The 12,601-nt window shown below is 42.1% G+C and carries 10 protein-coding genes and 1 other annotated feature; of the genes, 9 read left to right on the top strand and 1 reads right to left on the bottom strand.

Annotated features, from left to right (window positions below):
* Window position 1: 1 nt before the first annotated feature.
* The 7 genes from BTR25_RS02855 (at window position 2) to ysxE (ending at window position 7,664) form a co-directional block, all read left to right on the top strand.
* Window positions 2–835 (top strand): cytochrome C assembly family protein, encoded by an 834-nt coding sequence (locus BTR25_RS02855; RefSeq protein WP_075685967.1) that lies wholly within the window; start codon window positions 2–4, stop codon window positions 833–835.
* A 15-nt stretch (window positions 836–850) separates the two neighbouring features.
* Entirely contained in the window at window positions 851–1,786 is a 936-nt protein-coding gene (gene hemC / locus BTR25_RS02860) for a hydroxymethylbilane synthase (protein WP_075685969.1), read from the top strand.
* On the top strand, window positions 1,783–2,553 hold the full coding sequence (locus tag BTR25_RS02865; protein WP_075685971.1) for a uroporphyrinogen-III synthase: 771 nt from the start codon (window positions 1,783–1,785) through the stop codon (window positions 2,551–2,553). Before hemC ends, BTR25_RS02865 begins: the two co-directional genes overlap by 4 nt.
* Window positions 2,554–2,584: 31 nt before the next feature.
* On the top strand, window positions 2,585–3,565 hold the full coding sequence (gene hemB, locus BTR25_RS02870; protein WP_075685973.1) for a porphobilinogen synthase: 981 nt from the start codon (window positions 2,585–2,587) through the stop codon (window positions 3,563–3,565).
* 22 nt (window positions 3,566–3,587) lie between these two features.
* A complete protein-coding gene (gene hemL / locus BTR25_RS02875; RefSeq protein WP_075685975.1) occupies window positions 3,588–4,874 on the top strand; it encodes a glutamate-1-semialdehyde 2,1-aminomutase in 1,287 nt (428 codons plus the stop codon).
* 543 nt (window positions 4,875–5,417) lie between these two features.
* Window positions 5,418–6,545, top strand: a complete 1,128-nt coding sequence (gene spoVID / locus BTR25_RS02880) for a stage VI sporulation protein D (RefSeq protein ID WP_303046808.1) — start codon at window positions 5,418–5,420, stop codon at window positions 6,543–6,545.
* Window positions 6,546–6,626: 81 nt separating this feature from the next.
* Window positions 6,627–7,664 (top strand): spore coat protein YsxE, encoded by a 1,038-nt coding sequence (ysxE, locus tag BTR25_RS02885; RefSeq protein ID WP_075685979.1) that lies wholly within the window; start codon window positions 6,627–6,629, stop codon window positions 7,662–7,664.
* A 17-nt stretch (window positions 7,665–7,681) separates the two neighbouring features.
* Here ysxE and BTR25_RS02890 read toward each other — a convergent pair whose 3' ends face one another.
* The gene (locus BTR25_RS02890) at window positions 7,682–7,882 is read right to left on the bottom strand and encodes a hypothetical protein (protein ID WP_483295226.1); all 201 of its coding nucleotides are present in this window, start codon (window positions 7,880–7,882) and stop codon (window positions 7,682–7,684) included.
* 203 nt (window positions 7,883–8,085) lie between these two features.
* Here BTR25_RS02890 and BTR25_RS02895 point away from each other — a divergent pair, with 203 nt between their 5' ends.
* Together BTR25_RS02895 and BTR25_RS02900 are read left to right on the top strand one after the other, a co-directional pair.
* On the top strand, window positions 8,086–9,408 hold the full coding sequence (locus tag BTR25_RS02895) for an O-antigen ligase family protein (RefSeq protein ID WP_075685983.1): 1,323 nt from the start codon (window positions 8,086–8,088) through the stop codon (window positions 9,406–9,408).
* A gap of 78 nt (window positions 9,409–9,486) precedes the next feature.
* Window positions 9,487–9,720, top strand: a binding site (T-box leader).
* 59 nt (window positions 9,721–9,779) lie between these two features.
* Window positions 9,780–12,425: a valine--tRNA ligase gene (locus tag BTR25_RS02900; RefSeq protein WP_075685985.1), complete on the top strand. Its 2,646-nt coding sequence runs from the start codon at window positions 9,780–9,782 to the stop codon at window positions 12,423–12,425.
* Window positions 12,426–12,601 lie beyond the last annotated feature (176 nt).

Below are 12,601 nucleotides of genomic sequence, written 5' to 3' on the forward strand. Positions count from 1 at the left end.
GATGCTAGACTTCCATATGACAAGGCTGCACGAATTGACAGTTGTCCTATATGCCTTCAGTGTATTGTTATATTTCTTTGATTTTCTTAATCATAACCGGAGGGCAAACCAGATCGCCTTCTGGTTACTTGCATTTGTATGGGTTTTTCAAACCATCTTTTTAACGTACTATATGCTTGAAACAGGCAGGTTCCCGGTTTTGACGATCTTTGAGGGGCTCTATTTTTATGCTTGGGTATTGGTAAGCTTGTCGCTTGGAATCAACCGATTGCTAAAAGTTGATTTTATCGTCTTTTTTACGAACATTCTCGGTTTTATTGTCCTGGCGATACATACTTTTGCTCCGGTTCAATACGATTCTCATGTGATTGGCAAGCAGCTTATGTCTGAATTATTACTGATACATATTACAATGGCGATCCTCTCATACGGGGCCTTTTCACTGAGCTTTGTGTTTGCCATTCTTTACTTAATTCAATACGATCTGTTGAAAAGAAAGAAATGGGGCCCGCGGCTGAAGCGCCTTCCAGACTTAAGTAAGCTAGAACGTTATTCTTATATACTAGTAGTCATCGGCGTTCCGATGCTGCTGTTAAGTCTCATCCTCGGCTTGCAATGGGCGATTATTAAGCTGCCTGGCATGCCGTGGTACGATATCAAAATTATTGGTTCGTTTATTTTACTCGCCGCATACAGTATCTTTTTATACTTAAGAATTCGCAGAAATCTCTCTGCTAAGCAATTAGCGATATACAATGCAGGTACGTTTCTATTTGTACTAGTTAACTTTTTCCTATTAGGACAATTATCGTCCTTTCACTTTTGGTACTCATAAACTTAGGAGGCAGTCATGAGAAAAATTATTGTAGGTTCCAGACGAAGCAAACTTGCTTTAACACAAACAAATTGGGTCATCGAACAGCTTAAAAAGCTTGGTGGCCCATTTGAATTTGAAATAAAAGAAATTGTTACAAAAGGCGATAAAATTCTCGACGTAACCCTTTCAAAGGTGGGCGGAAAAGGATTATTTGTTAAGGAAATTGAGCAAGCCTTGCTTGATCAAGAGATTGATATGGCTGTTCATAGTATGAAGGATATGCCTGCAGTCCTTCCGGAAGGATTAACAATTGGCTGTATCCCGTTCCGTGAAGACCACCGTGACGCCCTTATTTCAAGAGGACACGTCCTATTAAAGGATTTAAATCCAGGTGCTGTGATCGGTACAAGCAGCCTTCGCCGCAGTGCGCAAATATTAGCAACCCGCCCTGATTTAGAAATCAAATGGATTCGTGGAAACGTCGATACACGTTTGGCTAAGCTTGAAGCAGAAGAATACGACGCGATCATTCTTGCTGCAGCTGGATTGTCTCGTCTTGGCTGGGCAAAGGATACGGTTACTGAGCTAATTGATGCTGAACTTTGTGTGCCTGCTGTTGGTCAAGGTGCATTATCAATTGAGTGCCGAGAAGATGACAAAGAGCTGCTTGAGCTTTTTGAAAAATTCACCTGTAAGAAAACAGAAAGAGCGGTAAAAGCGGAACGAGCATTTCTTCATAAAATGGAGGGCGGCTGTCAGGTTCCAATTGCTGGCTTCGCTGCTGTCGATGAAAACGATGAAATCGAATTGACTGTCCTAGTTGGTACACCTGAAGGCCAGGAAATCTACAAAGAAGTAGTACGTGGACATAATCCGGAAGAGCTTGGGATTCAAGCTGCTGATTTATTAATTGAAAAAGGAGCCAAGGACCTGATTGATCGGGTTAAACGGGAGCTCGAAGGTCAATGATCACCTCATCAGCACTGCTGAATAAAACCGTTCTTGTTCCTAGAGGAGCAGGACATGCAAAGCCCTTTTCACAGCTTGTTGAAAAGGTTGGAGGGATTCCGGTTGAAATCCCTCTTATTGCTTTTCGTCCAATTGAAGCAAATCATCATCTTCAAAAGGCTTTGGAGAGGATGGATACATATGACTGGATTGTTTTTACTAGCAATGTCACAGTGGAAACCTTCTTTTCTTCTTATAAAAAAGACTGGGGAGATGCCCCAAAGGTTGCTGTGATTGGGAAAAGAACAGAAGAGGTCTTGCGTGAGCGAGGATTAAAGTCTGCCTTTGTACCTTCGGCCTATGTGGCAGAGCAGTTTGTCGAAGAATTCTTGCCACTGATCGAAAAAGGAACTAAAGTGTTGATTCCAAAGGGGAATCTGGCGAGAGAATATATCTCAAGCAAGCTCATTGATAATGGTGCAATGGTTGATGAAATTGTCATCTATGAAACCTATATGCCAAAGGAAAGCAGCGATAAGCTTGCGGAGATGTTATCAAAGGACGAGCTCGATGTTTTGACGTTTACCAGCCCTTCAACGGTAGACCACTTTATGAGCATCGTGAAGGAAAGACATCTAGAAGATCATGTAAATCGCTGTGTGATCAGCTGTATCGGTCCGGTGACCGAGAAGAAACTGTACGCCCACGGGTTACAGGTACATGCGTCACCAAAGGAATACACCGTGAAAGAAATGATCAAAAGCACCATTGAGTTTTTAGAAAAATAATTTTTTTGAAATAATAGTTGGGGGTATTATAATGGAACTACAATTTTCACGTCACCGCCGCTTGCGTTCAAGTGCAAGCATGCGTGCGCTTGTTAGAGAAAACCACTTGAAGGCAGAGGATTTCATCTACCCATTGTTTATTTATGAGGGGGAAAATATCCGCAAAGAAGTATCCTCTATGCCTGGTGTATTCCAAGTATCAATGGACCATCTTCATGCTGAAATGGAAGATATCGTGGCACATGGCATTAAAGCGGTTCTATTATTTGGCATTCCGAAGACAAAGGATGCGTGCGGTGAGCAGGCATTTCATGATCATGGAATCATTCAAGTTGCAACCCGCTATATAAAAAAACATTTCGCTGAAGTGCTTGTTGTTGCGGATACCTGCCTTTGTGAGTACACCGACCATGGTCACTGTGGAGTCGTTGAAGGCGAAAAGGTCCTAAACGATGAATCGCTTGAATTATTAGTTAAGACAGCGATTGCACAAGCAGAAGCGGGCGCTGATATTATCGCACCGTCAAACATGATGGACGGCTTTGTGGCAGCCATTCGTGCAGGGCTTGACGAAGCAGGCTTTAAGGAAATTCCGATCATGAGCTATGCGGTTAAATATGCATCCGCTTTTTACGGACCTTTCCGTGAGGCAGCAGAAGGCGCGCCGCAATTTGGCGACCGGAAAACGTATCAAATGGACCCGGCAAATCGGATGGAAGCATTCCGAGAAGCAGAATCGGATGTCGCTGAAGGTGCAGACTTCCTGATTGTGAAGCCAGGTATGCCATATTTAGATATTGTCCGTGATATTAAAAACAACTTTAACCTTCCAGTGGTTATTTATAATGTAAGTGGAGAGTATGCGATGATCAAGGCTGCCTCTGCTAACGGCTGGATTGATGAAAAGAAAACCGTTCTTGAGATGTTAATGGGGATGAAGCGTGCTGGTGCTGACCTCATTATTACTTATGCGGCTAAAGATGCCGTTCGCTGGCTGAAAGAAGAAGAATAATACTCGAAAAGAGGGACTCCGAATGCGCTCGTATACTAAATCAAAAGAAGCATTTAAAGAAGCTCAAACCCTTATGCCAGGTGGTGTAAACAGCCCGGTTCGCGCCTTTAAATCGGTGAACATGGATCCGATTTTTATGGAAAGAGGAAAAGGGTCAAAAATATATGATATCGACGGCAATGAATATATCGATTATGTATTATCTTGGGGGCCGCTAATTCTTGGTCACACAAACGACCGTGTTGTCGCAGGAATTAAAAAAGTGGCTGAACTCGGGACAAGCTATGGTGCACCGACAGAAATGGAGAATGTCCTAGCGAAGCTTGTGATTGAACGCGTACCATCGATTGAAGTAGTTCGAATGGTTTCATCCGGAACAGAAGCAACGATGAGTGCACTGCGGCTAGCACGCGGCTATACTGGCCGTAATAAGATTTTAAAATTCGAAGGCTGTTACCATGGCCATGGTGATTCTCTACTCATTAAGGCCGGTTCTGGGGTCGCTACACTAGGCTTGCCAGACAGCCCAGGCGTACCTGAAGCGGTGGCGATGAATACGATTACCGTGCCTTATAACGATCTTGAAAGTGTAAGATTCGCTTTCGAACAGTTTGGCGATGATCTTGCTTGTATTATCGTGGAGCCAGTAGCTGGAAACATGGGTGTTGTACCACCACAGCCAGGCTTCTTAGAAGGCCTGCGTGAGCTGACTACTGCAAATGGTACGCTATTAGTGTTTGATGAAGTAATGACAGGCTTCCGCGTTGGTTATAACTGTGCACAAGGCTTTTATGGTGTGACGCCTGACCTTACTTGTCTAGGAAAAGTAATTGGCGGCGGACTGCCAGTAGGTGCATACGGCGGTAAAGCAGAAGTCATGCAGCAGGTAGCACCAGCAGGCCCGATTTATCAGGCAGGAACACTTTCTGGTAACCCGCTTGCGATGACAGCTGGCTATGAGACATTAGTCCAGTTAACACCTGCACATTATGATGAGTTTATTCGGAAAGCAGATCGTCTCGAAGAAGGAATTACGGCGGCAGCTGAAAAGTATGGCATCCCAGTTAGCTTTAACCGTGCTGGATCCATGGTAGGCTTCTTCTTTACCAACGAAAAGGTGATTAACTATGAAACCGCGAAATCTTCTAACCTAGAGTACTTTGCCAACTACTATCGTGAAATGGCCAACCAAGGCGTGTTCTTACCGCCATCCCAATTCGAAGGCTTGTTCCTTTCAACAGAGCATTCGGACGAAGATATCGAAAAAACAATCCAAGCTGTTGAAATCGCTTTTTCAAAGCTTAAATAAAATTTGCTGCAGACATCAGCCTACTCGGCTGGTGTCTGTTTTTATTTGGTTTATTTACATCGCGTCAAGCGTTGGTCATGAAATTTTTATGAAGCCCGAAATCAGTTAGTCTCAGGAATTTCGGTCCTCATGAGAGGTTCAAGATGCCCGAAATCAGTGAGTCCAGGCAATTTCGGTCCTCATGAGAAGTTCAAGATGCCCGAAATCAGTGAGTCCAGGCAGTTTCGGTCCTCATGAGAGGTTCAAGATGCCCGAAATCAGTGAGTCCAGGCAGTTTCGGTCATCATAAAAGGTTCAAGATGCCCGAAATCAGTTATTCCCAGCAATTACGGTCATCTTGAAAGTCTCCCTTCATCATCACCACCCAAGTATCAATCCCCAACTCTACTCCAAATCATGAAACTTTTCCCCCTAAGATTGCTTTTTTATCATAAATAATCCTTTTGCTTCATATGGTGTAAGTGACATAGTGATTTTGCGTGAAAGGAAACGAAAGGAGGAGTCGCTTTGTCTCAGGAGAATCAATCGTGCCTACGGTTTTCCTTGGAGGAGTCTTTGTGGTTTAGAAAAGGACAGGAAGTCGAAGAACTTGTCTCGATTTCTCTAGACCCAGACATTACCATCCAGGAAGATGACCAGTACGTAACCATACGTGGTTCGTTACTTTTGACTGGAGAATATAAGAACTTCGAAAATACCGAGGTCAGTGAAGAAGAAAATGTAGCATCCCAGAAGTATGTGGAAAGGGTAGAGGTACCACAGGAGGGAGATTGTGAGTTTTCTCATCGTTTCCCAGTGGATATCACCATCCCGAATAATCGAATTCAAAGCATCTATGATATCGATGTTCTCGTCGAAAGCTTTGATTATTCCCTGCCTGAGCGCAGCTGCTTAAAGCTGACTGCCGAGCTTACGATTAGTGGATTGTATGATTCATCACAGCAAGAGACTGTGGAGGAAGACCAAGGCTTTGAGGTGCTTCAGCGCTACGAAGCTGAAAATCCTGCCGAACAAGATGATGAAGTGGTTATCCCTATTCAATTTCAAGAAAATCAGTATGATGCACCTACTTATGCGGAAGAACAGAATGAACAATTAGAGGTACTGCATCGCAATCACGGATTCGATGACGAAGATGATTACTTGTTTGAGTCTGAGGCCAGGAAACAGCAGGAGGGAGAACAGGAAGAAGCATTCCCTAAGTTTCCGACCCTTTCATATCAAGCAATGGAAGAAACGAAAGAAGAGGAGTACCAGCAGTCTTCCACTTGGAACGCTCATGGGCGAAGTGAAGGAGCACCGACCTATGTAGAGGAAGTCGTCGAGGAAGTGGTTGAGGAGGCACCAGTGCTTGAAGAGGCAGCCCAAGAAATGGAGGAAAGCTCTTCATCGCCGGAAAAGCCGTCCAAACTTGCAAAATTAAAGACAGCTGTAAAAAATACAAAACAGAAGACAATGACGTTAACAGAGTTTTTCGCCCGTAAGGAAGAAAATGCAGATCAGGCAAGATTGAAGATGTGTATTGTCCAAAAGAATGATACCCTCGATAGTCTTGCTGACCGTTATGACGTCTCTGTTCCAAACCTGCTCCGGGTGAATAATCTTGAACTCAATCAAGATGTGCATGAAGGTCAAGTTTTATATATACCGGTTGCATTGGCGAAAAAATAGCATGATCAAAACAAGATGAGCGGGTTTTTCAACCTGCTCACCTTCTTTTAGGCAACAATTTGAAAGAGAGCTGAGTTTACAATGAGTAACTCGAACCAGGTGGAATCTCTTATTCCAATCTTAAATAACTATCAGGTAAAGCCTTATTTTGTAGAAGAATATGGCAGTATTAAGAAGGTTTATTCTGATAAGGGTACGTTTGCTCTTAAAAGACTAGATCCGGCTATAGGGACTGATTTTATCCGTCATGTCCAACAGTTGTATCAAAAAGGCTTTAATCGTATTGTACCGATTTATCCAACGATGGATGGGAGATATGGTGTTCTTTATAATAAGAACCTGTACTACCTGATGCCGTGGATGCCGAATGAAATGAAGGAAGACCGACAGCATCGGAACAAACAGCTTTTCCGCGAATTAGCGAGACTGCATCAATTAAGTACGAAAGAAATCAAGGTCAATAAAGAAGAGCGCACCGAGCATTATGAAAAAACGATTCAGCAGTTTGAGAAAAACCAGGAATTTCTTGACGGCTTCATTGATGAATGTGAACAAAAGACCTATATGTCCCCATTTGAGCTGTGCTACTCTTTGTACTATAACGAAATTAGCCAGGCACTTCGCTATTCAAAGTCAAGGTTTGAAGATTGGTACGAAAAAACAAAGGAAAATGAGAAAGCAAGGATGGTCATTACACATGGTAAATTATCATCTGAGCACTTTTTATATGATGAAAAAGGCTATGGTTATTTTATTAATTTTGAAAAAGCCAACTACGGAGCACCGTTTCATGATCTCCTGCCATATTTGTCACGCTCGTTAAATACGATGCCAAAACGGAATGATGAAGTGGTCGAGTGGGTCCATCATTACTTAAAATACTTCCCTTTTAAAGAGGATGAAAAGCTTTTGTTCTACAGCTATCTCGCCTACCCGACACCAATCATTCAAGTGGTTGATCGTTATTATCGAAAAGAACAGCCAAAGAATGAACTGAAATTTGTCCGCCAGCTCCAGCGCCGCTATTGGAATCTGAAAAACGCTGAGTATGTAGTCATGCAAATGACGGAGATTGATAACCAAGCAAAGAAGGCAAAAGAAGGAGCCCAGCAGCAGTAAATATGCTACAAGGGCTCCTATACCACCTCGAAATAGATGGAAACAGCAATCGCAATAAAAATCGTCAATAATAGGACATCAAACACCGTTGGTAATATTAAAGTCCGAACTAGCTGAAAAATGGTAAACGGGATAATCAACTGAGAGCAAACACCGCGTACCTTGCGAAACCAAGGTGTGTAAGCATACTTGTTAACAAACTTCCTCCTCTTCATCATAAATCTCCCCTTAAGTAGGCATTTATTTTATATATATTCCACAGGTGGTTTAAATTCCTCACATTCAAGGTAATTCTTTTAAGAACCCCTAAAAAATTTCCATATTGAATTGTTCTAGGATAAATGAAATAATAAAAAAGTCTTAGAAAAATTGATTATTATGGAATTTTACAGCACGGCATGTTCTTAAAGGAGTCTTGAAAATGTTTTGGTTTATCATTTTATTTCCACTGATGATTTATCCTTGGGGCTTTGACCCGTACTACACGACAGTGAAGGCAAACTACTTATATTTATTTGTATTCGGCACATGGGCTTATTTACTATTCAAACGTAAATATCGCACTGTTATGCCAGAAAAGCAGGATACGAATGTAGGAATATTATTATTACTTTTCTTATGTTTAGTAGAAATTTCGGCTGCCTTTTCAGGCAGGTCGTATACGTCAGTGTACGGTTTAATTGATCGTAAGGAAGGGCTTTTGTCCTATTTTTCCTACGTAAGTGTTCTTCTCTTTTCCTACCGGTTATTTGACATGAAGAAATTAAATAAAATCCTGGCTGGTATGGCAATCGTATCGGCAATGGTTGGAATCTACGGGATTTTACAGCATTATCAACTAGATTTTTTTCCGAGAAATAGCGCAATGAGAAATTATCCTGGTACTTATACTTTTTTTGATAATCCTAATTTCTTTGGTTCTTATCTCGTTTTAGCACTTCTAGTAACAATACCTATTTATTTAACTGCGAAAAACATAAAGTATAGTTCACTTTATTTACTAACCATTTCCTTGACCTTCGCTAGTTTGATTTTTTCAAATACACGAAGTGCGTATCTCGGTGTGTTTTTTGGACTGGTGTTCGTGACAGTATTTGTGATAATGAAGAGAAAGTCCCTCTGGAAAAAATGGGCAGGACTTCTCCTTACTTTTGGACTAATCCTACTAGTCATTAATTTCTCAGAGAGTGATCGATACATAGAAAGAATCAATACCGTGGTGAAGGATTCCTATTCTATTGCAACCAATCAAACCACAGGTCGTGAAGGTTCGAACCGCTTCTTTATCTGGAAACAATCGCTGCCGCTTGTAAAAGAATACTTTTGGATTGGGTCAGGACCAGATTCATTTGAATTTGCTTACCCTAATGATGATGAAGAAGTTAGACAATTTCTGCATGGTTCAATTGTGGATAAAGCACACAATGAATATTTGCAAATGGCGATCACACTTGGAACACCAGCTTTGATTACTTACTTACTGTTAATTTTTGTTATTTTACAAAAAGCATTCCGTGCTGTTAAGAAAGTGGACGGACAAGAGAAAGTATTTTTGTATGGTTTAATTGCAGCCATCGTCGGTTATCTGGTACAAGCCTTTTTTAATATTAGTACGGTCCCAGTGGCACCTTTATTTTGGGCCATCCTCGGCATGACTTTGGCGAGATCATCGCGGGTACTAAATCAGGCTAAAGAATTAAACAATGAAAAACCATATTCAAAAGAAACGGTACAAAGTGCTTAAAGTATAAAAAACAAAAAAATCGGCTATGATGATTGACGTCACGAACCTTTTTTGGGTAGTATAAGAACATAATTTAAAAGTTAAGCAACGACAGGGAAGAGTACGATTCTATCTGCTTTAAGAGAGGGGAGCCAGTAGCTGGAAGGTTTCCTAAGCAGACAATCAGAAGGTCGCCCTCGAGCTTCTTCTATGAACGGATATTACATCCTATTAGTAGAGGACGGATTCAATCCGTTATCCGATGAAGTGCCAATCATTATTTTTGATTGGAAAAAAGGTGGTACCGCGAAACAAACTCCATTCGTCCTTTTATGACGAGTGGGGTTTTTTGTTGTTTTGCCAAATAGAAAGAGAACCAAGGAGGAAGGTCAATGGAAACAAAGGAGATTTCAATGCCGACAAAGTACGATCCGCAATCGATCGAACAAGGGCGCTATGAATGGTGGTTAAAGGGAAAGTTTTTTGAAGCGAAGGATGATGAAAGTAAAGAGCCTTACACAATTGTTATTCCACCTCCTAACGTAACAGGCAGACTTCACTTAGGTCACGCGTGGGATACAACCCTTCAAGATATCGTAACGCGGATGAAGCGGATGCAGGGGTATGATGTATTATGGCTGCCAGGAATGGATCACGCCGGAATCGCTACCCAGGCGAAGGTAGAGGAAAAACTTCGCAGTGAGGGCAAAAGTCGTTATGATTTAGGCCGGGAAAAATTTGTTGAGGAGACTTGGAAGTGGAAGGAAGAGTATGCTTCCCATATCCGTCAACAATGGTCGAAGCTTGGTTTAGGCTTAGATTACAACCGCGAGCGTTTCACACTTGACGAAGGACTTTCCGCTGCTGTTCGTGAGGTTTTTGTTACTCTTTATAACAAAGGTCTTATTTACCGCGGTGAGTATATTATTAACTGGGATCCATCAACAAAAACAGCCATCTCTGATATCGAAGTCATATACAAAGATGTTCAAGGTGCGTTTTATCATATGACATATCCACTGGCAGATGGCTCAGGACATATTGAAGTTGCCACCACCCGTCCGGAAACAATGCTTGGAGACACAGCGGTTGCGGTACATCCAGAAGATGAGCGCTATAAGCACCTCATTGGAAAAACAGTTATTTTACCAATCGTTGGCCGTGAAATTCCGATTGTTGGTGATGACTATGTTGACATGGAATTTGGTTCAGGGGCAGTAAAAATTACGCCGGCACATGATCCGAATGACTTTGAAATTGGCAATCGTCATAACTTAGAGCGTGTTCTTGTAATGAACGAAGACGGTTCTATGAATGATAAAGCAGGTAAATATAAAGGTTTAGACCGTTTCGAATGCCGTAAGCAGATCGTCAAAGACCTTCAAGAACAAGGCGTTCTTTTCAAAATTGAGGAGCATATGCATTCTGTTGGACACTCTGAACGAAGCGGCGCGGTAGTAGAACCGTATCTTTCTACGCAATGGTTTGTTAAAATGCAGCCGCTTGCCGATGAAGCAATTGCGCTTCAGAACAAAGAAAATAAAGTAAACTTTGTTCCTGATCGTTTTGAAAAGACATACTTACGCTGGATGGAAAATATTCGTGACTGGTGTATTTCAAGACAGCTATGGTGGGGACACCGTATTCCTGCTTGGTACCATAAAGAGACGGGTGAAGTTTATGTTGGCCACGTTGCACCTGCAGATAGTGAAAACTGGGAGCAGGATAAAGATGTATTAGATACTTGGTTCAGTTCGGCACTTTGGCCATTCTCAACCATGGGCTGGCCAGATACAGAAGCAGCAGATTTCAAGCGCTACTTCCCAACAGCTGTATTAGTTACAGGCTATGACATTATCTTCTTCTGGGTATCAAGAATGATTTTCTCCAGTATCGAGTTTACGGGTGAGCGTCCATTTAAAGATGTATTGATTCATGGTCTCGTTCGTGATGCACAGGGACGTAAGATGAGTAAGTCACTCGGAAACGGTGTAGACCCAATGGATGTCATTGACAAGTACGGTGCCGATGCATTGCGTTACTTCTTATCAACGGGCAGTTCTCCAGGTCAGGACCTTCGTTTTAGTATCGAAAAGGTTGAATCAGTTTGGAACTTTGCTAATAAAATTTGGAATGCCTCCCGCTTTGCTTTAATGAATATGGATGGCATGAAATACGAAGAAATTGATTTCAGCGGTGAAAAGTCTGTAGCAGATAAATGGATTTTGACGCGCCTAAATGAAACGATTGAACATGTAACGAAGCTATCAGAGCGTTATGAATTTGGTGAAGTGGGCCGTGCATTATACAATTTCATTTGGGATGACTTCTGTGATTGGTATATCGAAATGGCGAAGCTTCCACTTTATGGAGAAGATGAAGCAGCAAAGAAAACCACTCGTTCGATTTTGGCCCATGTCCTAGATCAAACCATGCGTTTATTACATCCATTCATGCCATTTATCACCGAGGAAATTTGGCAAAACCTTCCTCACTCTGGAGAATCGATTACAACGGCAGCTTGGCCGGTAGTAAATCCAGATTATACGGATGAGCAGGCAGCCCAAGAAATGAAAATGCTGATGGAAATGATTCGGTCTGTACGGAATATCCGTGCCGAAGTTAATACGCCAATGAGCAAGAAAATCAAAATGCTGGTGAAAGCGAAGGATGAAACCATCTTAACAGCAGTTGAAAAAAACCGAGGCTATATTGAAAAGTTCTGTAACCCTGAGGAGCTGCAGATCGGCATTAACCTTGACGTTCCCGAAAAGGCGATGACAGCGGTTATTACCGGATTAGAGATCATCCTTCCGCTTGAAGGCTTGATTAATATTGAGGAAGAAATTGCCCGGCTTGAAAAAGAAGTTGATAAATATACTAAGGAAGTAGAGCGCGTTCAGAAGAAGCTGGCGAATGAAGGGTTTATGAAAAAAGCTCCTGAAAGTGTTGTGGCTGAGGAACGGGCAAAGGAAAAGGATTATCAGGAAAAAAGAGCGGTGGTTGAGGCTCGTTTAAATGAATTAAAAGCATTATAATAAAAGAAAAGCGCAAGCGCCTTGCACAGGGGCGACTGGCATATGACGAGCCGGCAGGAAGGTTGCTTTTTACCCTTCTTGACGGATTGGCTTATGAACCCGAGCCCCTAGGCGCTATAGCTGGACAATGAAGTAAGACGAGTCCGTTTTGGATTCGTCTTCTTTTACACTAAAAA

The organism is Bacillus sp. MRMR6 (assembly GCF_001940785.1).
Taxonomy (GTDB): domain Bacteria; phylum Bacillota; class Bacilli; order Bacillales; family Cytobacillaceae; genus Neobacillus.

Coding starts and splice junctions, on each gene's coding strand:
- BTR25_RS02895 (WP_075685983.1), top strand. CDS start 8,086: ATGTTTTGGTTTATCATTTTATTTCCACTGATGATTTATCCTTGGGGC.
- BTR25_RS02900 (WP_075685985.1), top strand. CDS start 9,780: ATGGAAACAAAGGAGATTTCAATGCCGACAAAGTACGATCCGCAATCG.
- hemB (WP_075685973.1), top strand. CDS start 2,585: ATGGAACTACAATTTTCACGTCACCGCCGCTTGCGTTCAAGTGCAAGC.
- ysxE (WP_075685979.1), top strand. CDS start 6,627: ATGAGTAACTCGAACCAGGTGGAATCTCTTATTCCAATCTTAAATAAC.
- BTR25_RS02855 (WP_075685967.1), top strand. CDS start 2: ATGCTAGACTTCCATATGACAAGGCTGCACGAATTGACAGTTGTCCTA.
- BTR25_RS02865 (WP_075685971.1), top strand. CDS start 1,783: ATGATCACCTCATCAGCACTGCTGAATAAAACCGTTCTTGTTCCTAGA.
- hemC (WP_075685969.1), top strand. CDS start 851: ATGAGAAAAATTATTGTAGGTTCCAGACGAAGCAAACTTGCTTTAACA.
- hemL (WP_075685975.1), top strand. CDS start 3,588: ATGCGCTCGTATACTAAATCAAAAGAAGCATTTAAAGAAGCTCAAACC.
- BTR25_RS02890 (WP_483295226.1), bottom strand. CDS start 7,882: ATGATGAAGAGGAGGAAGTTTGTTAACAAGTATGCTTACACACCTTGG.